19 protein-coding genes and 1 pseudogene are annotated in these 23,414 nt (G+C 46.8%); 9 read left to right on the forward strand and 11 right to left on the reverse strand.

Translation table 11 applies throughout. The features are described from left to right. Positions 1-451 precede the first annotated feature (451 nt). On the reverse strand, positions 452-808 hold the full coding sequence (hpf, locus tag FW758_RS00280) for a ribosome hibernation-promoting factor, HPF/YfiA family (RefSeq protein WP_006080799.1): 357 nt from the start codon (positions 806-808) through the stop codon (positions 452-454). A gap of 299 nt (positions 809-1,107) precedes the next feature. Here hpf and FW758_RS00285 point away from each other — a divergent pair, with 299 nt between their 5' ends. Further along, positions 1,108-1,800, forward strand: coding sequence for a cytochrome b/b6 domain-containing protein (locus FW758_RS00285; protein WP_011846177.1), 693 nt, complete (start codon positions 1,108-1,110; stop codon positions 1,798-1,800). Positions 1,801-1,875: 75 nt separating this feature from the next. Here FW758_RS00285 and FW758_RS00290 read toward each other — a convergent pair whose 3' ends face one another. From FW758_RS00290 to pepA, 4 genes are all read right to left on the reverse strand, one after another. Then, positions 1,876-2,325 carry a c-type cytochrome gene (locus FW758_RS00290; RefSeq protein ID WP_006080801.1) on the reverse strand — a complete coding sequence of 150 codons (450 nt, stop codon included), beginning with the start codon at positions 2,323-2,325 and terminating at the stop codon, positions 1,876-1,878. A 348-nt stretch (positions 2,326-2,673) separates the two neighbouring features. Then, entirely contained in the window at positions 2,674-5,565 is a 2,892-nt protein-coding gene (locus tag FW758_RS00295; protein WP_446444335.1) for a valine--tRNA ligase, read from the reverse strand. A gap of 20 nt (positions 5,566-5,585) precedes the next feature. After that, positions 5,586-6,089, reverse strand: a complete 504-nt coding sequence (locus FW758_RS00300; protein WP_012587113.1) for a DNA polymerase III subunit chi — start codon at positions 6,087-6,089, stop codon at positions 5,586-5,588. Between the two features lie 342 nt (positions 6,090-6,431). Then, positions 6,432-7,940: a leucyl aminopeptidase gene (gene pepA, locus FW758_RS00305; RefSeq protein ID WP_012197436.1), complete on the reverse strand. Its 1,509-nt coding sequence runs from the start codon at positions 7,938-7,940 to the stop codon at positions 6,432-6,434. 243 nt (positions 7,941-8,183) lie between these two features. Here pepA and lptF point away from each other — a divergent pair, with 243 nt between their 5' ends. Both lptF and lptG read left to right on the forward strand, forming a co-directional pair. After that, on the forward strand, positions 8,184-9,296 hold the full coding sequence (gene lptF / locus FW758_RS00310) for an LPS export ABC transporter permease LptF (protein WP_011847425.1): 1,113 nt from the start codon (positions 8,184-8,186) through the stop codon (positions 9,294-9,296). Continuing rightward, complete coding sequence (gene lptG, locus FW758_RS00315) at positions 9,293-10,351, forward strand: LPS export ABC transporter permease LptG (RefSeq protein WP_006085768.1); 1,059 nt, start codon at positions 9,293-9,295, stop codon at positions 10,349-10,351. Before lptF ends, lptG begins: the two co-directional genes overlap by 4 nt. A gap of 126 nt (positions 10,352-10,477) precedes the next feature. Here lptG and FW758_RS00320 read toward each other — a convergent pair whose 3' ends face one another. The 5 genes from FW758_RS00320 to FW758_RS00340 form a co-directional block, all read right to left on the reverse strand. Continuing rightward, entirely contained in the window at positions 10,478-10,987 is a 510-nt protein-coding gene (locus tag FW758_RS00320) for an RDD family protein (RefSeq protein WP_446444336.1), read from the reverse strand. Between the two features lie 54 nt (positions 10,988-11,041). Beyond that, positions 11,042-11,299: a DUF2960 domain-containing protein gene (locus tag FW758_RS00325; protein WP_006082593.1), complete on the reverse strand. Its 258-nt coding sequence runs from the start codon at positions 11,297-11,299 to the stop codon at positions 11,042-11,044. 29 nt (positions 11,300-11,328) lie between these two features. After that, on the reverse strand, positions 11,329-11,679 hold the full coding sequence (locus FW758_RS00330; RefSeq protein WP_446444337.1) for a DMT family protein: 351 nt from the start codon (positions 11,677-11,679) through the stop codon (positions 11,329-11,331). Next, entirely contained in the window at positions 11,676-12,173 is a 498-nt protein-coding gene (locus tag FW758_RS00335) for a GNAT family N-acetyltransferase (protein ID WP_446444338.1), read from the reverse strand. Before FW758_RS00335 ends, FW758_RS00330 begins: the two co-directional genes overlap by 4 nt. A 180-nt stretch (positions 12,174-12,353) precedes the next feature. Next, positions 12,354-13,859, reverse strand: a complete 1,506-nt coding sequence (locus tag FW758_RS00340; protein WP_446444339.1) for a carboxypeptidase M32 — start codon at positions 13,857-13,859, stop codon at positions 12,354-12,356. A 63-nt stretch (positions 13,860-13,922) separates the two neighbouring features. On the opposite strand from FW758_RS00340, the gene FW758_RS00345 reads away from it, so the two are divergent. The 3 genes from FW758_RS00345 to FW758_RS00355 all read left to right on the forward strand — a co-directional run bounded on the left by FW758_RS00345 (position 13,923) and on the right by FW758_RS00355 (position 17,046). Continuing rightward, on the forward strand, positions 13,923-14,489 hold the full coding sequence (locus FW758_RS00345) for a DsrE family protein (protein ID WP_446444340.1): 567 nt from the start codon (positions 13,923-13,925) through the stop codon (positions 14,487-14,489). Positions 14,490-14,595: 106 nt separating this feature from the next. After that, entirely contained in the window at positions 14,596-15,231 is a 636-nt protein-coding gene (locus tag FW758_RS00350) for a YqiJ family protein (protein ID WP_006085764.1), read from the forward strand. Between the two features lie 36 nt (positions 15,232-15,267). Next, a complete protein-coding gene (locus tag FW758_RS00355) occupies positions 15,268-17,046 on the forward strand; it encodes a flotillin family protein (protein ID WP_063884550.1) in 1,779 nt (592 codons plus the stop codon). Positions 17,047-17,233: 187 nt separating this feature from the next. Here FW758_RS00355 and FW758_RS00360 read toward each other — a convergent pair whose 3' ends face one another. After that, the gene (locus tag FW758_RS00360; protein WP_446444341.1) at positions 17,234-19,603 is read right to left on the reverse strand and encodes an OmcA/MtrC family decaheme c-type cytochrome; all 2,370 of its coding nucleotides are present in this window, start codon (positions 19,601-19,603) and stop codon (positions 17,234-17,236) included. 355 nt (positions 19,604-19,958) lie between these two features. Between FW758_RS00360 and FW758_RS00365 the strand changes: the two genes are divergently transcribed. The 3 genes and pseudogenes from FW758_RS00365 (at position 19,959) to FW758_RS00375 (ending at position 23,319) form a co-directional block, all read left to right on the forward strand. Continuing rightward, on the forward strand, positions 19,959-20,603 hold the full coding sequence (locus tag FW758_RS00365) for a 4Fe-4S dicluster domain-containing protein (protein ID WP_006082585.1): 645 nt from the start codon (positions 19,959-19,961) through the stop codon (positions 20,601-20,603). Positions 20,604-20,619: 16 nt separating this feature from the next. After that, a complete protein-coding gene (locus tag FW758_RS00370; protein WP_063884552.1) occupies positions 20,620-22,743 on the forward strand; it encodes an aldehyde ferredoxin oxidoreductase in 2,124 nt (707 codons plus the stop codon). A gap of 55 nt (positions 22,744-22,798) precedes the next feature. Continuing rightward, positions 22,799-23,319, forward strand: a pseudogene (locus FW758_RS00375) (hypothetical protein). Positions 23,320-23,414 lie beyond the last annotated feature (95 nt).

Below are 23,414 nucleotides of genomic sequence, written 5' to 3' on the forward strand. Positions count from 1 at the left end.
AATATTATCAAATTGTTCGCTTTTGTGTTGCCTCCTTTCCTAACTTACTATTGAAAGTGGAACCTAGTTGAAAGTATAACGTTGAGCTTTTGAACGTGGAAATTATAAGTAAAATTAATCATTAACAGTAAATCTTAGAACTTAAAACCCTTAGTGCTTAAAACTATATAGCTTAGATTGGTCGTTCTCCTTAGTTATATCCAGTAACGTTATTTATAACTTAATATCTTTTAATCAATATATGTAAATCAAAATTTGAAACGATTTAAATTCGCACCACTTCGATTCTTGCTGTCACTTTGTAAAGTGTAGTAGGTATTTAGTCAAACGAACTGTTTTTTTTTATCATTAAAATGATTGTACTAAGCTTTTGTAAAAACTGTGATCTGATTAAATATTTCTACTTTATTGCTCTCAAAGTGATGCGTTTCTCGCACTCACTAAACGTAAATTATGCCGCATCTTCCTCCTCGTACTCGTCGTCAACTTCAACAATATTATTAGTCGGTGTTAATGATGTGGAACGTTGTGCTTCCGGTTTGTGTGTTATGCGATTGAGCTGCTTCTCTAATTTTTGGCCCATAGCGTTAATCGCAGTATATAAATTTTCATGTTTTGCTTGAGCGAAGAGTTCTCCATTTGGGATGCCAACCGATGCTTCAATTTTGAAACCAGGTTTCTCCTCCGTAATGATTACATGGGGATTTATCATTTGCACATCATGCCTTGAAAGTTTTTCGAAACGGCTTTCAATACGTTCGCGAATAGGAGATGTGACTTCAAGTTGCTTGCTAGTAATCTTTAGCATATTTCGAACCTTCTGTTGTTTCCTTGGATTTCAGATTACCAAGGTCTGCACTATAAAACGAGATCTAGATCACATTTTTGTGCCAGTTAGTTACTGTTCGTTGGATATTTGATCACTTAGACAAATATCAATAATTCCTGGCCAAAAAGCCTTGTATTACCTGCTAAATCGGGTCATATTCGATGGGATAACTCCGCAGTCTTTGCCCTTATTTACTTATATTTACTTTAAGTTTCATCCCAAATCCCGATAAAATACCTCAACTTATTTCATTCGTTCACTTTGAGTTTGCCCATTTTATGAATATTGAACACGTTAAGATTAAGGTCTGGGATTTACCCACGCGAATTTTCCATTGGGGCATGGTGTGTCTGTTGGCACTTTTATGGTGGAGTGCTGACGCTGGCGAAATGCAGTGGCATCAAATTTTTGCTTATAGTTTGCTGATCCTCATTGGATTTAGGATCCTTTGGGGGATCATTGGTAGCGATACGGCAAGGTTTAGCCACTTTGTTCATCACCCTAAGGTTGTGCTCGACTACTTGAAAGCAATCAAAACCAAGGGAATGTCCGTTGTACTGGGGCACAATCCTATTGGTGGCTACATGGTTGTCGCACTGATTGGGATCATTAGCCTGCAATTAGTCACAGGCCTTTTTGCGACCGATGATATTTTTACCGAAGGTCCGCTCTATAGCTATGTCAGTTCAGATACCAGTGGATTTTTGACTTGGCTACATAAGATGAACTTTAACCTTATCCTAGCGCTGAGTGCCATTCATGTACTGGCAGTGGTTATCCATGCCATCAAGGGCGATAAGTTAGTTGGTGCTATGCTCAGTGGCTACAAGAAGGTCTCTAAGGTGACACTGTCATCAAGCGTGAATCGTGATCTTACATTCAAGTCAGAGTGGCTTGCCTTAGTGCTGCTGGCTGTATTAGCGGCAGTGGTCTTTGTGTATTTAATGTGGCCGATAGTGCAAGTGCTATAGTTTTACGTTGAGTGTTTGAGTAACAAAAAGCCTGCTAATTAGCAGGCTTTTTGATGGACGAAAAACTAAATAGAACTAGTCTTTCTTATAAACGTCGTGACAACCTTTACAGCTTTTTCCTGTATTCATAAAGGCTTGCTTAATTTCAGCTTGATCACCTTTTTGAGCAACAGTAGCAAGAATGGCGGCATTCTCTTGGAAAGTTTTCATTTTTGCATCGAAATCAGCTCTGTCTTGCCAAACTTTGGCTAAGGCTTCAGTGTCGCCTTTGTCTGAGCCATCAATAAAACCTTCGAAAGGAATTTTTGATAATGCAGCAACATTCGTTGCGCGCATTGCGAAGGTTTCCGCTTCGAAAGGTTTTTTGCCTTTCATCATGGCAGCCATATCGCCGAAGTTATAAGCAATAAGACCAAATGCAGATTGGCGGTATTCAATCGCATCTTTAGAATCTTCGAAATTGTGTGCCTGTGCAGCTGAAGCCAATAGAGTACTGGCAACGAGAGTAAGTAGTAATTTTTTCATCGTATTCTCACAAATTAGCGTCGAAGTGTGACATTGCGCTTCTATTGTACACAAATTAACTTGATGTACTAGAAGCATTTTTGTCAGTTTTTGTTTGGATAAGATGACTAAGCGTAACAAGTTATTTGTATGTGGGCTGGTGTTGGTTTAATAAGCAACGACTGTTCTGGAGCGGGGGGATTTTTTATTATGTAAGTAAGTCGTAGTTTAAACCCTTCTAGTTTTATATGGATTTTAAATAAACGTCTAATTTTGTAATGAGTCATACATACAAGAAGGGCAGCCTAGTGGCTGCCCTTCATTCAGTTAGAACCAATCATAACAAGTGAATCAGAGTAAATGAGAAGCTTAAGCTTCTAACTTAGCGAATTCAGATTTTTGTTCGTTGAGCTTGTCCATGTCACGCTTGAGATCGGTCATCTTAGCGCGCTCTTTGTCGATAACCTCGGCTGGAGCTTTTGCCACAAAACCTTGGTTCGACAATTTGCCTTCGATACGAGCGATCTCTTGACCGAGTTTTTCAAGCTGTTTGTCGATACGGGCCATTTCGGCGGCGACATCGATCAAGCCTGCCATAGGGATCAGCAGCTCCATTTCGCCAATCAAACCTGTGGTCGACATAGGCGCAGTTTCGCCATCGGCTAAAATGGTCATGCTTTCTAAGCGGGCAAGTGTGGTGAAGAAGGTTTGGTTGGCTTCAACACGGGCTTTATCTTGTGCGCTAACACCACGAAGTAGGGCATTTAGCGGCTTAGATGGGGCAATGTTCAGTTCGGCGCGAATGTTACGCACGGCGACAATCACTTGCTTAACCCATTCTAAATCGGCCATTGCTGCGCTATCGACTTTAGCGGCATCAAATGTTGGGAACGGTGCCAGCATGATGGTATCACCAGCGACACCCGCTAAAGGTTTAACGCGCTGCCAGATGGTTTCAGTGATATACGGCATCATAGGGTGCATCAGGCGTTGCATCGCTTCGAGCAATGTCACTAAGGTGTGACGGGTGCCGCGCATTTGCGCTTCGCTGCCGTTTTGTAATACCGGTTTAGTCAATTCTAAGTACCAGTCACAGAACTGGTTCCAAGTGAACTCATACAGGGTATTGGCTGCTAAGTCGAAACGATAGGCTGTCATGTGATCGTCAAAGGTTTTAACGGTTTGATTGAATAAGCCAATAATCCAGCGATCGGCCAACGACAGTTCTAGCGCTTTATTACTAGATTGGCCGCCTTTGTGCTCTGGTGAGCCTGGGCCGCAATCTTGATCTTCTGTGTTCATCAGCACGTAGCGTGAGGCGTTCCATAACTTGTTACAGAAGCTACGGTAACCGTCCAAGCGCTTCATGTCCCAGTTGATGTCACGACCCGTTGATGCCATTGCCGCAAGCGTAAAACGCAGTGCATCTGTGCCGTGGGCTTCGATACCGTCGGCAAATTCTTTGCGAGTGCTCTTTTCAATCTTGGCTGCCAGTTGTGGCTGCATCATGTTGCCGGTACGTTTTTCAACTAAATCTTCAAGTCCGATACCGTCGATCATATCTAATGGATCGAGTACGTTACCCTTAGATTTTGACATCTTGTTACCCGCTTCATCGCGAATAAGGCCGGTCACGTAGACAGTTTTGAATGGGACTTGTGGCTTGCCGTCTTCATCTTTGATGAAGTGCATGGTCATCATGATCATACGGGCAACCCAGAAGAAGATGATGTCAAAACCTGTCACCAACACATCGGTTGGGTGGAAGGTTTTTAAATCTTCTAAATTGTCAGGCCAGCCTAAGGTTGAGAACGTCCACAGGGCTGAGCTGAACCAAGTGTCCAGTACGTCTTCGTCTTGGCGCAGTGTCATTGAGTCGGCGATATTGTGCTTAGCGCGGACGTCGGCTTCGTTGCGGCCGACATAGACTTTGCCGTTTTCGTCGTACCATGCAGGGATGCGGTGACCCCACCACAATTGACGCGAAATACACCAGTCTTGAATGTCACGCATCCACGAGAAGTACATGTTCTCGTATTGTTGCGGCACAAATTTAATGCTGCCATTTTCAACGGCTTCGATAGCGGTTTTCGCCATTGGCGCAACAGCCACATACCATTGGTCGGTTAGCATAGGCTCGATAACCACACCTGAGCGATCGCCGTAAGGCACTTTCAAGGCGTGAGGCGCGATTTTTTCGAGCAGACCTAAGGTGTCAAATTCAGCGACGATAGCATCGCGCGCTTTAAAACGGTCAAGTCCGGCAAAACGTTCAGGCAGGCTGCCATCGAGCGTTTTGTTAAAGGTACCGTCAGAGTTCACCACTTCGGCACTTGCACGAATGGCGGCATCTAAGGTCAGTACGTTGAACATTGGCAGGTTGTGACGTTTACCAACTTCATAGTCGTTAAAGTCATGGGCAGGGGTGATCTTCACACACCCTGTACCAAAGGCCATGTCGACGTAATCGTCGGCCACGATAGGAATGCGGCGGTTAACAATCGGCAATAGAATAAACTTACCGACTAGCGCTTGATAGCGTTCATCATCGGGATGCACTGCAACTGCACTGTCGCCGAGCATGGTTTCTGGACGTGTGGTAGCGACTTCTAAATAGTCTTTACCATCGGCAGTCAGTTCACCGTCGGCCAGTGGATAACGCAGATGCCACATGTGGCCCTGTTTTTCTTTGCTTTCCACTTCTAAATCAGAGATAGCCGTGTGCAGCTTTGGATCCCAGTTGACCAAACGCTTACCGCGATAAATCAACTCGTCTTCGTACAGACGTACAAACACTTCTTGCACTGCCTTAGATAAGCCTTCGTCCATAGTGAAACGCTCGCGATCCCAATCAACAGAAGCGCCCATACGACGTAGCTGCTTAGTGATAGTGCCGCCCGATTGCGCTTTCCATTCCCACACTTTATCCATAAAGGCATCGCGACCTAGGTCATGACGATTTTTGCCTTCTTCGGCTTCAAGCTTACGCTCAACCAACATTTGGGTGGCGATACCCGCATGGTCAGTACCGACTTGCCATAGGGTATTTTTGCCTTTCATCCGTTGGTAACGGGTTAAGGTATCCATAATGGTGTCTTGGAAGGCGTGGCCCATGTGCAAGCTGCCCGTCACGTTTGGTGGCGGGATCATGATGCAATAATTGCCTTGGGATTCATCGCCGTGTGGCTTGAAGTAACCTTGCTCTTCCCAGTTTTGGTAAAGAGTTTGCTCGATGGACTGCGGATCGTATGTTTTTTCCATGGGAACGTGTCTGTCTCAAACTAATTAAGTGGATGTGTTGCTAAGTCTTGGGTCTGTAAATTGACCCCTAAGCCGCGATACTGTCGATAACGTTCGCGAGCGACCGCTTTATGCTGATCGTCATTGGCAACAAAATCGATAATGTGGCCAAAGTTTACCGCAAATGGGGGCGCTTGGTCTGCAAGATTAATCAGAACTTGGCGACTTTTGTTGGCGCCGAGGCGATCAAAACCAATTTCTACCGGCGATCCCGTCATCGGGCCTTCACCTTTAAGGTTATGAGGTACAAAGGCACTTGGCTCAAACTGCCATAAAAGTTCATCAATCGCATGGGCTTGCTGCTTATCTTGGCAATGGATATAGACCCATTGTTGTTTCACAAAAGCCTGCTGCGCCAGTTGGCATGCCAGAAGATACATCTCGCAAAGCGCAGGGTTCGCATTCGCGGTTGCAACAGGTGAATCAGCCTTGGCCTTGGCAGTTGATGCCACTGGCGGCATGAGATAAAACAGCACTTGAGTCATGATTTCAATGCCTTGCTTCACTTGTTTTAGTGGCGAACGAAAGCAGCAGTTTACACTAAAAGTCAGTATGGGTTAATGCTTGGGGCAAACCTTGCGCTGAGCTTTTATCTATCGCTGTCTAGCGGAGCTTAATGGGATGCTTCCAAGCCGCTTTTGATGACTTAGCTTTTATTGTTATCTGTTGAAAATATTATTTTAATGGTATCTGTTTTCTAGATTTTCTAACTCAAGCCCTTATTCAGGAAATTGATGTTCAGCATAAAAAAGTGAATAAAAAAGGCGAAGATTTTCATCTTCGCCTTTGATTTATCTGATCTTTAAACACTAAGACCTTATAGTCGGTTATTCGCCGAGTTCAACGCCTGCACGATTGATCAGGAACTGAGTCAATAGTGGCACTGGACGACCGGTAGAACCTTTGTTAGCACCGCTATTCCAAGCTGTACCCGCAACGTCTAAGTGAGCCCAGTTGTACTTTTTAGCAAAGCGCGAGAGGAAACATGCTGCTGTGATAGCACCTGCTGGACGACCACCTAAGTTGGTCATGTCAGCAAATGGACTGTCGAGCATATCTTGATACTCATCCCACAATGGCATGCGCCATGCGCGGTCACCACTTTGCTCACCGGCACTTAATAGCTCGTGTGCCAGTGGGTTATGCGATGAGAATAGACCCGATGCGTGTTTACCAAGGGCAATCACGCATGCGCCAGTCAGGGTTGCAGTATCGATAACTAGTTCAGGATCGAAACGCTCAACATAGGTCAACACATCACACAAGACTAAACGGCCTTCAGCATCGGTATTTAATACTTCAACGGTTTGGCCTGACATAGTGGTCAGAATGTCACCTGGACGGTAAGCATTACCCGATGGCATGTTTTCACAGCCAGCCAGAATACCCACAACGTTGATAGGTAACTTCATGTCACAGATAGCTTTCATGGTGCCGATAACACCTGCTGCGCCGCCCATGTCGTACTTCATTTCGTCCATGGCTTCGCCAGGTTTCAATGAAATACCACCCGAGTCGAAGGTTAACCCTTTACCGACTAGAACGATTGGTTTTTCAGTGCTATCGACAGCGCCCTTGTATTCCATCACAGTCATGATGGATTCGTTGGCACTGGCGCGACCGACTGCAAGGTATGAGTTCATGCCCAGTTTGGCCATTTGCTCTTCACCGATAGTGGTGACATGCAGTGTGTCGTGTACTTCAGCCATTTGGCGAGCTTGAGAAGCTAAATAGGCTGGATTACAGATGTTAGGTGGCATGTTGGCCACATCGCGACATAAGTGCATGCCGGCAGACACTGCCATACCATGCTCGATGGCGCGCTCACCTAAGGTTAATTCACGGCGAGTCGGGACATTGAACACTAATTTACGCAGTGGACGGCGAGTTTCACCTTTGCGGGTCTTCAGGGCATCAAAGCTGTAAAGACTGCTATTGGTGGTTTCAACGGCTTGACGTACTTTCCAATAAGTATCGCGTCCTTTCACGTGCAGTTCAGTCAAGAAGCAAACTGCTTCCATTGAACCTGTTTCGTTAAGGGTGTTGATTGTCTTAGTGATGATTTGTTTGTATTGGCGTTCGTCTAGTTCTCGTTCTTTGCCACAACCCACTAATAATACACGTTCACTCAATACGTTAGGAACATGGTGCAGCAACAACATCTGGCCAGGTTTACCTTCCAGATCGCCGCGACGCAGTAGGTTACTGATATAACCTTCGCTAATTTTATCTAATTGCTCCGCGATACCCGACAGACGACGGGGTTCATAAACACCGACCACGATACAGGCTGAGCGTTGTTTTTCGGGGCTACCGCTCTTTACGCTAAACTCCATGAGCACTCCTAGATTCTTAAAGACAAATTTTTATATTTATTGGATAATGTCTGCTTGTCCCGAAAAGGGCCTAAGTTATTACTCCAAAGGTGATTTATTCTCGGCGCTTGAGTCACGCATTTCGTGACGTTAAGTTAACCTAGAACCCCTGAAGCTGGTCAGAAAACTATCAAAAGTAAACAGTTTACATGAAAGTTAGTCTGTTACCAGCAAAAAGATAAGTTTAGAGACCGGATCCTGCCTGTGATTGTATTTAAATACCTTATTCGAGAAGTTTTAAAGGCACAAATTGCGGTACTTTTAGTGCTGTTAACTATTTTTATTAGCCAGCATTTCGTGCGTATACTGGCCGATGCCTCCGACGGCGATTTTCCCGCCTCTTTAATCATGACTCTGATTGGGCTTAACTTGCCTTATCTGGTGATCTTAGTCCTGCCGTTAAGTTTGTTCTTGGGGATTTTACTGGCCCACGGCCGTATGTATTCCGAAAATGAGATGGTCGTTCTCCACGGTGTTGGGGTCAGTGAGTGGTATGTCACCCGCGTGACGCTGATTCTTGCCGTGATCAATATGTTGTTTACCGGCTATTTATCCCTTTATGTCGCCCCTTGGGCAGAAGAGCAGCAAAACCAAGTGCTCGAAAAAGCCCAGTCCGAAGCCGGGCTTGCGGCCTTAGTGCAAGGGCGTTTTCAGGCGAGCCCTAATGGCCGCGCGGTATTATTTGTCGAACGTATCGGTAAAGATAACGAGTTAGATAAAGTGTTTGTGGCCCAGTTGCCAGACCCTGATGACGAAACCGGCGTCACCAATGTGGTGGTGGCCAAAGGTGGGCGAGTGCAGGAAGATAGCTCTGGTGCCCAGCAATTAAATCTGAATGATGGCGTACGTTATCAAGGCAGCCCGAAGGCGAAGGACTACCAAATGATCGAATTTGGTGGTTATAAAATGCAAATTAAAGAGCAGCAAGTCGACGAGCGTCGGCGTAAGTTATCTGCGCTGCCCGTCGATGAGCTCGTGAAAATCGAAGGGGCGGAAGCCGTTGCCGAATTCCATTGGCGTCTTGCCATTCCGCTGGCGATTCCGATCATGACCTTGATTGCGGTGCCACTGGCGCGGGTGAATGTGCGTCAAGGTAAGTTCGCTAAAATGTTCCCTGCAGTACTCTTGTACCTTGGCTATTTTGGCCTCATGGTCGCCGGACGTAAGGCATTGCAAGATGGGATTATTCCACTGTATTTAGGTATGTGGTGGATCCATATTTCAGCGCTCTTGATGGGGCTGTTCTTGCTCGGCAAAGATAGGCCTATATTTAGTCGTATCTCGACCCTGTTTGCCCATAAGAAGGTGGCGGCATGAAGATATTAGACCTTTATATCGCCAGAGTATTGTTAAGCACTTCAGCGCTGTGTTTGCTGGTGTTGACTGGCTTGTCGGGCATCATCAAATGGGTTGACCAGCTGCGTTTAGTCGGTCGTGGCACATACAGCATGATGGATGCAGGCATCTATGTGTTGTTTTTAGTGCCACGGGACATCGAAATGTTTTTCCCTATGGCCGTGTTGCTGGGCGCGTTGATTGGCATGGGAATGCTGGCATCGAACTCTGAACTTGTGGTGATGCAAGCTTCTGGCATGTCACGTTTGCAGATCACTATGTCGGCGATGAAAACCGCTGTTCCCTTGATGTTGCTGGTGATGGTGTTAGGGGAATGGGGCGCACCGATTGCCGAGCAAAAGGCTAATGAGTTGCAAGCCATTAAACTTTCAGGCGGGAGTTTAATTAAGTCCCATCGCGGTATTTGGGCAAAGGATGGTGATTTGTTCGTGAATATTGGTGAAGTTGAAAACATCAATAAACTCAACAATATTACGCTTTATAAGTTCAATAGCGAACTCAAGCTCACCAACGTTGTACATGCGGACCGCGCGGTGTTTTCCCAAGACCGTTGGCGTTTATTCGACGTCAAACGTACCGATTTAAGCTATGAGAAAGTCGTGCTTGAGTATCTGGAAGAAGACCAATGGCAGTCGAGTTTAACGCCGGATAAGCTCAGTGTAGTTTCGATTAAACCTGAGGCGTTATCTATCCGCGGTCTGGTCGGTTATCTCGATTACCTTAAAACCAACAGCCAAGATCCGAGCCGTTATGAGCTAGCGCTGTGGCGCAAGGTGATGCAGCCAGTGACGGTCGCTGTGATGATGTTAGTAGCTCTGTCGTTTGTATTTGGGCCGCTGCGGACTGTGACTATGGGCGCGCGGGTATTGCTCGGGGTTGTGGCGGGTTTCAGCTTTTATATCAGTAATGAGATTTTTGGTCCTATGAGCATAGTGTATGAGTTACCTGCCTATGTGGGGGCTGTGGCACCAAGCTTGCTGTTTACCGGCGTTGCCTTCTACTTTATCCGGCGATGATACTCATCCTATTACTCCCCTTTAGTCTATAAGAATAGTTTATAAGAACAGTCCATAAAAAATAGCTCATAAAAAAACGACGCTTTTGCGTCGTTTTTTGTATTTCGGATTTGCTTAAGAATAAACTTATGCCCCGTGCCAGTTACGCATTTGGTTGGCTTCTTTAGACAAGACAACCACTTCTGAGCGGGTCATACTATCTTGTAGGGCAAGCTTATTGCCATTGATGAGGATCCACAGATTACCAATGCCGAGCAGTGACCAAACGATGCGAGCGTAGGCAGTGATCATGCTTAAGTTTTGGCCGTTTGGATGTTGGATCTTAAGCCGCCAAGCGCGCATCCCTAAGGTTTGACCGCCCTTACTCCAGAACAAGGCGTAGAAAGTGCCAACACACAAGACGAGCCAGAGTTGATAAATACCATGGTAAATCGGTGTGCCATTGAGCGCGTCAGAGACATGCTCAAAGTCATTCATGCCAGCCAATCCAGAAGCAGTAAGGCCGTAGAAAATGCCAAAGCCCACAGCGCCAGAAACCATATAAACGGCCACGGCTAACAGCGAATCGTAAACGGCAGCACCTAAGCGGCGAAAGAATCCCGCACGGGGAAAGTTAGCATGTTCGGTATTGAGCATCACAGTGTCCTGTTTTTAAAGTGCTAAAAGCGAATACAAAAATGAATAACCTGCCTAGGCTTCGGGTTCTTCGTCTCTAACAAAGTGGATATTGCTAAAGCCAAAACGGGCAAATTCTACTTTTCTGAATTCTTTTTCAGCCTTAGCACCCTTGCGCGACGTCATGGCGACTTGTTGCTCCATGGCTAAAAATTTGGTCAGATCGATACCTTCGGCTTCGGCCACGGCTTCATATAAATCATGGTGTTTGTCGTAGCTAAAGGCGATGGTTTTAGTCTTACCTTTGAAGGTATAAGTGACTTGACGGGCCATGGGTGAGCTCTCCTGAAATAAGTCTGAAATTAATTAAATTCACTTCTAAAAATAAAATACACAGCACCTAATATGCACAATCCTGCCCGCAAATAATCGAGCTTCAATGGCTCTTTCATATAGAAATAGGCAAAGGGGACGAACAGACTTAAGGTGATGACTTCTTGTAAAATTTTTAACTGGCCGACATTCATAACCGTGTAACCTATACGGTTAGCGGGCACTTGCAGCAAGTATTCAAATAGGGCGATGCCCCAACTCACTAAGGCGGCGATAATCCAAGGCTTTGAGCCTAAGGTTTTCAAATGCCCATACCAAGCAAAGGTCATAAAGATATTGCTCAAGCAGAGTAAACCAATAGTGGTCAGGGTTGGATTCATCTTTCATCTCTATGATTAAATTTATAAATCATATACATGGCATCGTCGGTATAGCTGCCAAGGCACTTGTCTATGGTCTGAGGCTTAAAGCCCATTTTTAGCCAATAACTGTCGGCGCCTTGAACGGCAACGAGGGACAAGGAATTGAGATTATATCGATCTGCCAGCAGTGTTAAGCGGGTGAGTGCTTTAGCACCGGCGCCTAAACCTTGGGCTTTGGCTGAAAGCGCAATATCGTGCAGATATAAAGTATCAGCCTTAGGTAAATGGGCAATGGGCTGATAGAGCGCTGGCGGCATATTGGTGGTCCAAGGGTGAGCCAAGCAATAACCGACAACTGAGCCATTTACTTCGAACACAAAACAGGACTGTGGCGATACCTGCCATTTACTTTGCAGCACGTGCAATGGCTCAGGGTCCAGTTGTGAGTAACACTCATCTTGGATTGCTAAAATGGCATCCCAATCCTGTGGGGTGATTGCTCGCAGTAACATGTCCGACAATTATCCTGTTTCAAAAGTCCTGTTGAAGGAACTCCGTTGAAAGAGTCCTGATTCAAATAAGCTCGGCATTATAACCTCAAGCGGCTTTAAAATGCAGGCATCAGCGGCAATATAAAGCGCTTTAAAACCCGTATAAACTGAGCTTTCAGCGCTTTTAAGTGTCAGCAGCGGTTAAATGCCCAGATATCGTTGGCGCAGGTGACGCTCAAGATATTGACCATTTAGGGTTTCGCCCGTTGCTTGGCGGATCAGTTCATCGGTCGTGAGCAAGGATCCCTTAGACCAAATGTGCTCGCTCAACCATTGGAATACCGAGTCCAACTTGCCTGCGTCGATTAGGGCTTCAATCGGCCCTAAGGCTTTTTCCATCGCAAAACGACATTGGGCGGCATACATGGCGCCTAAGGTGTAACTTGGGAAATACCCTAGCTCACCGACAGCCCAATGGATGTCCTGCATGCAACCGTCGCGATAATTGCCATCAGTATTGATCCCCTGTAATTGTTGCATCTGCGTCGACCAAAAATCAGGTAAATCATCGACGGTTAAGCTGCCGTCGACAAAGGCTTTTTCCGCCTCAAACCGCAGTAAAATGTGGCAGGGGTAAGTGACTTCATCGGCATCGACGCGGATAAGTCCGGGATTTACGCGAGTGTAATGCTGGGCTAATTCTTGGGCACTGAAATGACAGTTAAGATGCTGCGCGATTTTAGGCTGCAACTGACGTAGAAATGCCGGATTTGCCCCAAGCTGCATTTCGCAAAATAGACTTTGGCTTTCGTGGACGCCCATAGAACGTGCAAGCCCAGCGGGTTGACCGCGCCACGCTTGAGGTAAACCTTGCTCGTATCTGGCATGGCCTGTTTCATGAACTATGCCCATGATTACGCTACTGAAATCGGCCTCATTGTAGCGGGTTGTTATCCGCACATCGCTTGGCACGCCGCCACAAAATGGATGGCTACTCATATCCAGCCTGCCGTGATTAAAGTCAAACCCTAAAAACGCCATGACGTCACGGCTAAGGGCTTGCTGCGCGCTGATATCGAAGGGGCCATTGAGCACAAGCTTAGGCTCGTTTGCCTGCTTAGCCAGCACTTCTTGGATGAGTGTCGGTAGCCAATCTTTCAGGCCGCCAAAGGTTTGTTCTAGCTTTGCAGTGGTCATTCCCGGTTCAAATTTATTGAGCAGGGCATCATAGGGCGTGATATTTTGCGCTTCGCCGCGGATCTGCGCTTCTTCCTTGGCAAGGTCGATGACCGCTTTTAGATTGGGCTTAAAGCCCAGCCAATCATTATTTTTACGCTGCTCGCGCCACGCATTCTCGCATTGATAAGCCATCTTGGTTTTGGCTTGTACTAGGTCGCCTGGCACTAAGTTGGCCTGTTGATACTGGTACAGTATTTCCCGCAGATTGGCTTCTTGCTCTGTTGAGAGAGATTCATCCGCCGCGCCGTGTAAGTGCTCGGCTAAGGCGGCTGAGGTTTTGAGACCGTGGATATGCAGCGCCAGTTCTGCCATTGCATCGCCGCGATCTTGACTACCGCCCATCGGCATCATGGCCGCTTGATCCCAGTCACCCAAAGCGCTGAAATGTTCAAAGTGAGAAATTTTCTGGAAATGTGCCGTCAGTTTGTCGTAACTTGGCGTTGGTACTTTAGTCTTAGGTGTGCCCATGGGATTTCCCTTCTGGCGCATAAAACCTGCGCGAATAAATAACAATAACAGGATGATAATACAATGAAGTCAAAATCATATAGCACTAAAACGCTAAAGGCCGCGCTGTGCCTGACCCTCGCCGCTATCGCTTCGACGGCGCAGGCGGGTGCCGATAAATTTGTTGCAGGGCCTGCTATTCCTGAGTTTGGTCAGATTGCCAAAGTCGACAGCATGATGCCCATTCCTAAGGGCATGAAGTTTAAAGTGGCTTTTGATATGAGTAAGGCGGCCGATGTGGGTAAGACGAATCGTCAGCTCGAAAGTTTAGCGCGTTTTATCAACATGCATGTGGCGGCAGGCGTTAAAGAAACTGATATCGAGCTGGCTATGGTGGTGCACGGTGGCGGTATTAGCGATTTAGCGAATGATGTTTTTTATGCCAAGCAGCATTCAGGTGCCGTAAACGCCAATCGCGCTTTGGTTAAGGCTCTGGTTGATCACGGCGTGAAGTTTTATATCTGCGGACAGAGCGCCGCTTATTTTGATTTGACTAATGCCTCATTATTACCTGGTGTTGATATGGCATTATCGGCGATGACAGCCCACGCTATTTTGGCGCAGCAGGGTTACAGTGAAAATCCATTTTAGGGTAAATTTTTAGTTTGGAAATAAGGCTTGGCTTGCTATTCTGTGGCGCATAAGTCGATAATTACAGTGAAATAAATGGAATGCTGTATTGTTCAAGGAGATGACTATGTGGGCGTTTTTAGTTGAGCAGCCTAATTTACCTTACACCATAGCTTTTGCCTGTGTTCTGGCCCTCGGTGTGTTTGAAGCCTTCGCGTTAGTCATTGGCTTAAGCATGATGAGTGCGCTAGATCAATGGGTGCCTATCGATGCGGATTATGATGCAGATGTGAGCCCTGGCGGACTTACTGGCATTGCCGGTTGGCTGTGCCTCAATCGACTGCCGTTATTGATTTGGTTTGTGCTCGCGCTGACCAGTTTTGCGATAGCGGGTTATATCGTCAATTTTATCAGTTTCAATGTCGCTGGCCTTTTACTGCCGCAATTGTTCACTTTACCCATAGCCATAGTTGCGAGTGCCTTTTCTTGCCGTTATTTCGGTCGAGTGCTGGCCGAACATCTGCCCAAAAATGAATCGAGCGCAATTTCGCTTGATGATTTGAGCGGCTATGTCGCGACTATTACCTTAGGCTGCGCCATCAAAGGTATGCCTTCCGAAGCCGTTGTGCGTGATAAACACCAACAAAAACATTACGTCTTAGTCGAGCCTGAAACCTCGGGTATCGAGTTTGCCTCTGGCACTCAAGTAGTGCTACTTAAGCGTGAAGGCCGTGTCTGGTCTGCTACGCGTTTTGATAATTAATCGTCCCCAGCCATAAATCAATTGAAAGGAAATCAAATGGATGTGTTAACTGATATCGGTTCATCCGGTAGTTTTATTTTGCTCGTTGCCGGTATGGTGTTACTTGGCTTTATCGTGATCGGGTTAATTTTTGCCAAGTTATATAAACGTGCAACCAAAGAAATGGCCTTTGTGCGTACCGGCTTTGGCGGTGAGAAAATCATTAAAGATGGCGGCGCTATCGTACTGCCAGTGCTGCATGAAACCATTTCGGTCAACATGAATACCCTGCGTATCGAAGTGGAAAAAACTCAGAAAGATGCGCTGATCACTAAAGACAGAATGCGTGTCGATGTGAAGGCCGACTTCTACCTACGTGTTGCCCCAAATTCCGATGGTATTTCGATGGCGGCGCAAACCTTAGGTACGCGCACAAACCGCGTTGAAGAGCTTAAAAAGCTGATGGAGTCTAAGTTTGTCGACGTACTCCGCGCTGTTGCCGCTGAAATGACCATGACAGAAATGCATGAGCAGCGTGCCGATTTTGTGCAACGTGTGCAAAATAACGTGGCTAACGATCTGGAGAAAAATGGTCTCGAACTCGAGTCGGTTTCGTTAACGGGTTTCGATCAAACTGATCTACAGTTCTTCAATGAAAACAACGCATTCGACGCCGAAGGTCGTGCACGTCTTGCGAAAATCATTGAAGAGAAACGTAAAGAAACCAACGATATCCAACAGGATAACCGGATTAAGATCGAGCAACGTAACCTCGAAGCCGAAAAAGAATCCCTAGAGATTGAAAAGTCGGAAGAAGAAGCGCGCTTGATCCAGCAACAGTCTTTGGAATTTAAACGCGCCGATCAAAAAGCGGAAATCATTAAGCAGAAAGAAAACAAGGCCCGTGAAGAACGTGAAGCCGAAATTGCTAAAGAGCGCGCTATCGAAACGGCTCAAATCGAAAAGACGAAAGATATCGAAACCCGCGAAATTGAAAAGTATAAGTCGATTGAGCAATCGCGCATTCAACAGCAAAGGGATATCGAAGTTTCTGAGCAGGAAAAACGCATTGCGGTTGCGGCTAAATCTGAAGAAGAATCTGCTGCCCGTGCCCGTGCTGCTGAAGCCGAAAAGCTGAAAGTGGAGAAAGAAGAAGCGGTAATCACAGCGCGCCAAGTGGCCGAAGCGAATCGTCGTAAAGAGATTGAAGTGATTGATGCCCGTAAAGAAGCTGAGCGTGATGCGGTAGGCGTAACAGTACAAGCAGAAGCCGAGAAACGTGCCGCCGAAGACAGATCGAGTGCGATTTTGATTGAAGCGCGCGCCAGTGCCGATGCGAAAAAACTGCAGGCCGAAGCAGATGAGAAAGTCTATGCCGTTGAAGCTGCGGGTAAGCAAGCACTTTACGAAGCTGAAAACGTCTTGAGTGATGAGCAAATTGCACTGCAAAAATCCCTCGCGATTTTGAAAGCGTTGCCTGAAATCGTGGCACAAGCCGTTAAACCGTTGGAAAACATCGAAGGCATTAAAATTCTTCAAGGCTATGGCGCTGGCAATCAATTTGCCGCGGGTGGCGAAGGTGCTCACCATCAAGGTGGCATTGCCGAGCAAGTCACCAGTGCCGCATTAAACTATCGCGCTAATGCGCCGGTTGTCGATGCCATGCTTAGAGAATTGGGTTTAGTGAACGGCGATACTGGCACCTTAAATGATTTATTGAACGGCAATAATACGTTAACCGCCGAGGCGTTAAGTGGTGTGAAGTCGTCTCATGCAGAGCTTAAAGATTACAGCCAAACACAAGTGGTCGAGAGTCAAAGCGTGCCTAAGCTGTAAGGTCGACTTAGCTCACTCAATGAGGTTAGCTTGATGACTGAGCTTTATGAGATTAAATCCGCCAAGTAAGCTTTTGCGCAGAGTGAACTCAGCACTGACTCAAGGCTTGATAAATCAGCTTGATTAAATAAAACCGCTCGCATTATTGCGAGCGGTTTTGTTTTTGGGCGAGATAAAATCTACCAGCCTATTGGTGCACCTTATCGACACCCGATGAGCGACCTTCGGCGTGACAGATGGCGCAGGATTCTTGCCCCGCTTGGTAAATTCGCCCTCCGCTGGCATCGCTTTGATAAACCCCACCAAAGCCACGTGCGTGAACCACTAAGCTATCCGTTTGCGTATGACAGGCGGCGCAGGTTGCCAAGGTTGGCGAATACTCGGCAATTTGACCATTGTTGACCGCATCGTGTGCGGCAACTAACAGGGATTGTTCTGCACTCAGTCCCGCGAGATCCAGTTGCCCTGCACTGTGGCAAACACTGCAGTTGTTTTTCGCATTAGGGTAGGTGAGTTCTGGGCGTGGGTTATCAAAACCGACGACAGTACGGGTTCCCGCGTGCAGTGAATGCACTAACTCCCTGTAGCTCAAGGTATTGTTTATGGTGCGATAGGGCTTGATTTGGTCGGCACCGGGAGTATGCATTATGCCTGCATTGAGATACATGATTGCATCATTGTTGTGGCAGCTTTGACATTGCCCATCTGTGAGTGCGGTTGCAGTTTGCGGTGCATGGCAAGTGCCGCAGCTGCTAGTTGGCTCAAAAATCCCCCTCATTTGATGCGCCGACAGGACTCTGTCCTCTAAGCCTTGATCATGACATTGGCGACAGGCTTGTTCATCGACCTTAGCTTTTGCTGTAACCGTTTGACCTTGCAGGGTGAGCGTATTCAACGCGCTGAGGCTCACATTGTGATTGGCGATATTACAGTCAACGGCAAAGCCAGTGTTTTTATCGGCACAGAGCACCAGTTTGCTGTTGAGCTTTGACTGGCTCAGATCGCCAAAGTCAGCAGTCGATAAGTTAGATATAGTGACCGTTAACTGATTCTGCGCCGTGATGTTTAAGGCAACATCGCTCGTGTTTGCTAACAAATCCCACACTTTACGCTGGCCATTATTAACTGGCATGTCGGTATGATTGGTTTCACCCGCGGCAATTAACCAGAAAGATTTAATCATGGCTTGAGTCGCGGGGAGTTGGTCAAGTTGTTGCACTTGCAGTGTGACGACTAGAGTTTGCGCCTCAACACTGAGCTGCGAGCTCAGTAACTTAATTTGGTAATCGCTCGCCAGTTTAGCGGCCGTGTTCACCGCGGCATTGTGAAATAGCCCTACACCTTGGGGATTATTACTATCGGGATGACACCCGCTGCAGCTGAGTGCCCATGGCTTGGCAAAAATCTCCCTATTATGGAATAACCCCGCGACAGTGCCATTCCAGTCGGCGGGAATTTGCGCTTTATGGCAGTCAAGGCAGGCGGTTTTACTGGGGATATTGTAATTGCTGCTTTGCGCCGCTGCGTCAGCGATATGACATTGCTGGCACTGGTTCATGTCGCCGGGAAAGGTCACATTGGAGAAGTCATATAACTGTCCCTTGTGGCCGACGATTTGATATTTAGCTTGGTGGATTTGGTGCGTCAATGTCGCCATATCTAAGCTGTTACCGGTTTCAGGATCGCCAGAATAAGTCGTGTGACACACCACGCAGCCTTCAAAGGCAAAACGTTTACTGCCGTGCATCAAAAGGCGGGTATCGGCATTAGCCAAATCGGCATTATGGCAACGAAAACAGGCTTGCTCAGGTGCGATAACTTTGCGGCCCAAGTCCGCTGCGACGGTTTGCCCCGTGGCGGGAACAAAGTCGTATACGCTGTTGATCAACTGAGTGTCGATTGGGCTATTGGCTAACGGTTTGAGTTCTAGGTAAATCCTGTGGGTCAGCTCAGGCGTGTATTGGGTATCGATTCCCGCAAATTGTGGGTATGCCGTCAGAGGTTTGCTAAAGGTATAACGGTAAAGACCCGCGCCTAACGAGGTTAAACACGCCGCTTTACAGCTGCTTTCTATGCCCGCTTGAAATTGTGTTACGGCATTGGGCTGGGTATTGGTCGCAGGTTCCACTTGGTTGTTGATGTAGCTGGTCCATTGCAATGCGGCATCCGTCGTACTGGCGATCTCACTCGTTGTGACAGCGCTATTCTGCGCCGCAACGTCAGCTGTGGCTTGAGGGATGTGATAGTGCGCCTGCGGCGGTGCAAGCTTAGCGATACCAAGGCCTAAGGTATCAAGCTCCTTAAGGTTTTCTAGTCCAGTGACGGCAATGCCATTGGCGTTACTGAGAAAGAAATCGACCTGCACTTGAGTTTGCGCATCGATAGCGACTTTTTCGATTGTCGCTTTAAGAGTATCGGCCTGTTCTATGCTGATACTCACAATTCCAGGTGGCCCTTCTTTACCCTCTTCACCATCGGAACAGGCGGTCATCAGACAGACTGCAACAGCAATTGGCGTAAAGATTTTCCATTGAGAACGGTTATTCGTGTTCATCATTTTCCATTCCTTTTTAATTAGATTCTGTCGGGACTCTAATCGGAATGTATGCGTTTTAGATATTAACTGAGTTATGCGTTGAGTGGCAGTTAATTAACCGCTTTTAAACCTTTTTGATTAATTATATTGAGGTAATTTGAATTGAAGCATTATTTTAATTTTCGATATATTTAATTGTTAATTCTTAAAAGCGTTAGTCAGACACAAGTCGTGTAACTTGATCTAATACTGCCCCAATTTGGGTAAGTGTGACGCAGACGTAAAATAATAATAGATATTACTCTAGCATAAATTGTCGGGAATCAAAGTGTATGCATATTTTAATTATATTGCTTTGACTAATAAAGGATCGAATATGATTACCAGAAGAGGAATACTTAAAAGCAGTATGGGCGTTGCTGTCGGTACTGTATATCACGGGACACTGATTAGCTTTCTTACCGGTTGTGGCAGCGACAATGACAGTCAGGAAGTCGTAGAAGTCATGGCCGGTGGTTTAATGGTGGTCAACCCTGTCGTGTGTGTGAGTTGTCGACGCTGCGAGATTGCCTGCAGCTGGAACCACGAGGGCGACAGTAGCCCAACGCTGGCGCGCGTAAAAGTTGAACATAACATGAACTTCGGCCCGCATGGCATGCAATTCAACTATCACATACAGCATGGCGAATGCGGTGATGGCACCATAATTCCTGCCACTTGCCGCCAATGTGAAGTTTGTACACAAGTGTGCCCGCAACAGGCTATTTCAACCAACCCGCTAACCGGCGCCAAAGTGGTTGATGAAGCACTCTGTGTTGGATGTGGTTATTGTGCGGATAAATGTCCGCAGCAAGTGATTAAAGTCGTCCGCAGTAAAATGAAAGCCGTGAAATGCGATTTATGCAATGGCCAGCCTGCTTGTGCTCAAGTTTGTCCTACTGGGGCAATTAAATTTTATCCTTGGGATGAAGCCGAAGCTGCATTAGAACAATATGAAAAATATACCGGCTTAGTTTCTTGAATCGAGGTGAAATATGATGAGTAATATAATTGGTGGTTGGGCAGGAAAAGTCCTTAGAGTTAATTTAACGACAAATACGATTTCGTATGATCCCATAGAAAAATATTATGACTATATTGGTGGTATGGGTATTGGCTATAAAATATTGTGGGATGGTCATAAGGACAATATAAAGGCAATCGATCCTGAGAATATTATTGTCTTCTCTGCGGGGCCATTAACGGGTTCAGGGGTGATTTGTACTGGACGAACAACGATTACTTCCCGTAGTCCGGTGATTGAAAAACACCTTATTGCCGACGGTCACTTTGGTGGTCATTTTTCGCCTGCAATGAAATTTGCCGGCTTCGATGCGATTGCAATTGAAGGCAAAGCGGCGAGCCCTGTGTGGCTAAAAATTGTCGATGACAAGGTCACCATTGAACCTGCCGATGCGCTATGGGGCAAAGGCATATTCGATACCCACGCCATGATAGCGCAAATGATGGGTCCCAATGCACAAGTGGCGGCGATTGGCCAAGCGGGTGAAAATCAAGTGCCGCTGTCTGTCATCATGACTCAGGGTGGGCATTCTGCGGGTGGTCATGGCTCAGTTATGGGCTCAAAAAATTGTAAAGGGATCGGCATTATCGGTACCGGCGCCGTCAAAATTGCCGCCAATAATGAAAAAATGCGCGCCTTAGATGACCATATTTTAGGGATTATCGGTGCCAATAATAATGGTGTGGTGCCTTCTACGCCGCAATCTTGGGCCGAGTACTCAGCCCCTATCAGTCGCTGGAAATCACGACCTGGCCTTAAGTGGGGCGCCGCCGATCAAGAAATCGATTTAGGCGAAGTGCCTTGGAATGAGCGTAACCGTATTGGATTTCGCACTTCGATGGCCGAAAGCTACATAGGCGTCGAATATGCCAACAAGTGGATGAAGCGCACTGGCGGTTGCCATTCATGCCCAATACGTTGTTTCTGCGAGCTTAAAGTCCCTGAACTGAAGAGTAAATATGGTCGTAAGACCGAGCATATTGCCAACGTCTGTATGGGATTCCTCGTGCCTCAGTATTTGATGGGCACCACAAACGGCTCAGAAGCACATGCAATGGCGGGAGCCTTGGGCGCACAGATCCTCGATGATTACGGCATTTGGTGTAACTATGGTTTGATTTCTCATATCTTTAAGTTTTTAAAAACACACGATATGTTCAAAGATTTACTGCCTGAAGAGGAATACAACAGCATTCCTTGGGCGCTTTGGGATAATCAAGATCCTGCCTTCTTAATTGATTTCTATCGCCGCATTGCCTACAAAGAAGGCGAAATTTCCCATATGGCGGATGGATTGTATGACTTAATCGCGCGTTGGGGATTGGATGGCACAAACCCCGCATTAGGGTATTGGGACATACATAAAGAGAGTAAAACCAAGGTATTTAACCGAAAAACCAACGCCGCCGTGCACCATGCGAGTGAAACTGCAGGTCAGGTGGGCACCTTAATCAACGTCGTCTTTAACCGCGATGCCCAGTGCCATTCCCACATTAACATAGTTAACAGTGGGTTACCCCACGATATGACAGTCGCCATCGCCGAGAAAAAATGGGGCGAGGGCGCCTTTGATAAGGTGAAGTGGTATACCCCGATTAATGCCGCTAAGGTTCGTTTCGCTAAGTGGTCTTTAGTGAAAAACGTGCTGCATGACTCGCTGACACTGTGTAATTGGATGTTCCCACTTTTGGCATCGCCCGATAAGAACCGTAATTATGAAGGCGATAGCACCATAGAATCGCAAATGTTCAGCCTAGTCACAGGGATTGAAACCAGTGAAACTGAGTTAGATTTCAAGGCGGAAAGGGTCTTGCATCTTCACCGCGCCTTAACCATGTTGCAGATGAATGAGGGCAATATGCGTGAAGAGCACGATGTGCTCAGTGACTGGGTTTACGACATGGACCCAGACAAAAACTTTGGCGAAGAGGGCACCATCAAGATGGATCGCGCCGACATGCAAACCTCGCTGGACATGTTCTATGAAGCCTTTGGTTGGGATATTCAAACGGGAGCACCAACGCGGGCCACACTCGACAAGTTTAGTTTGGGCTTTGTCGCCGACAAATTAGCGGCGCGAGGCTTGTTACCCGCTTGAACACTCTAGTTGGGCACTATGATTGGCGTTATGACTGGACATTATGAGTGAAAAAATGATTGAACTCGTCGGTTATATCCGAGTATTTAGCCAACACGGACGTTTAGTCACGGCGGAGCAAATTGCCGCCGTGGCTGGGCTGGAATGGGATAATAAGCAAACGGTTGCGGGTTATATTCAGCTGATCCTCAATGAGGCTTATGCGGATGTGCAGATGCGCTTGTCGGATAAGCGGCATTTTTTCTATTCCGATAGAAGTATCGTTGAGCGTTATGCCGAGCAATGGTTAGCACTGGAGCGCGGTGATGCATTTGAGGCCATCATTGCTCAAATTCGCCGCAATAGTTGCCGCCATACTGAGGTGTATCAGGAGAGCGTGCTGACTTTTGCCCCCTATCTTTATGATGAGCCCCAATTAGCCAATGTGCGTGAGCAATTGCCGCAGCGCTTGGGGCTGAGGATATCCATTATGCCGTGGATAAACAGGGCAAAGGTTACTATTACTCGACTCAAGGACTGAGCCACAGCTATGCCGCAGTCCTCGCCAATTACGATCCCTGTGAATGGTCAAACTGACATTAAGCTGATTCTATTGATCAACACTGATAAGTGTTGATAAACCTTGGATCAGTATCGATAAGCGCCTGCGGGCGCTTTTCTATTGATGACGG

The sequence above is a fragment of the Shewanella sp. 1180_01 genome (assembly GCF_052850535.1).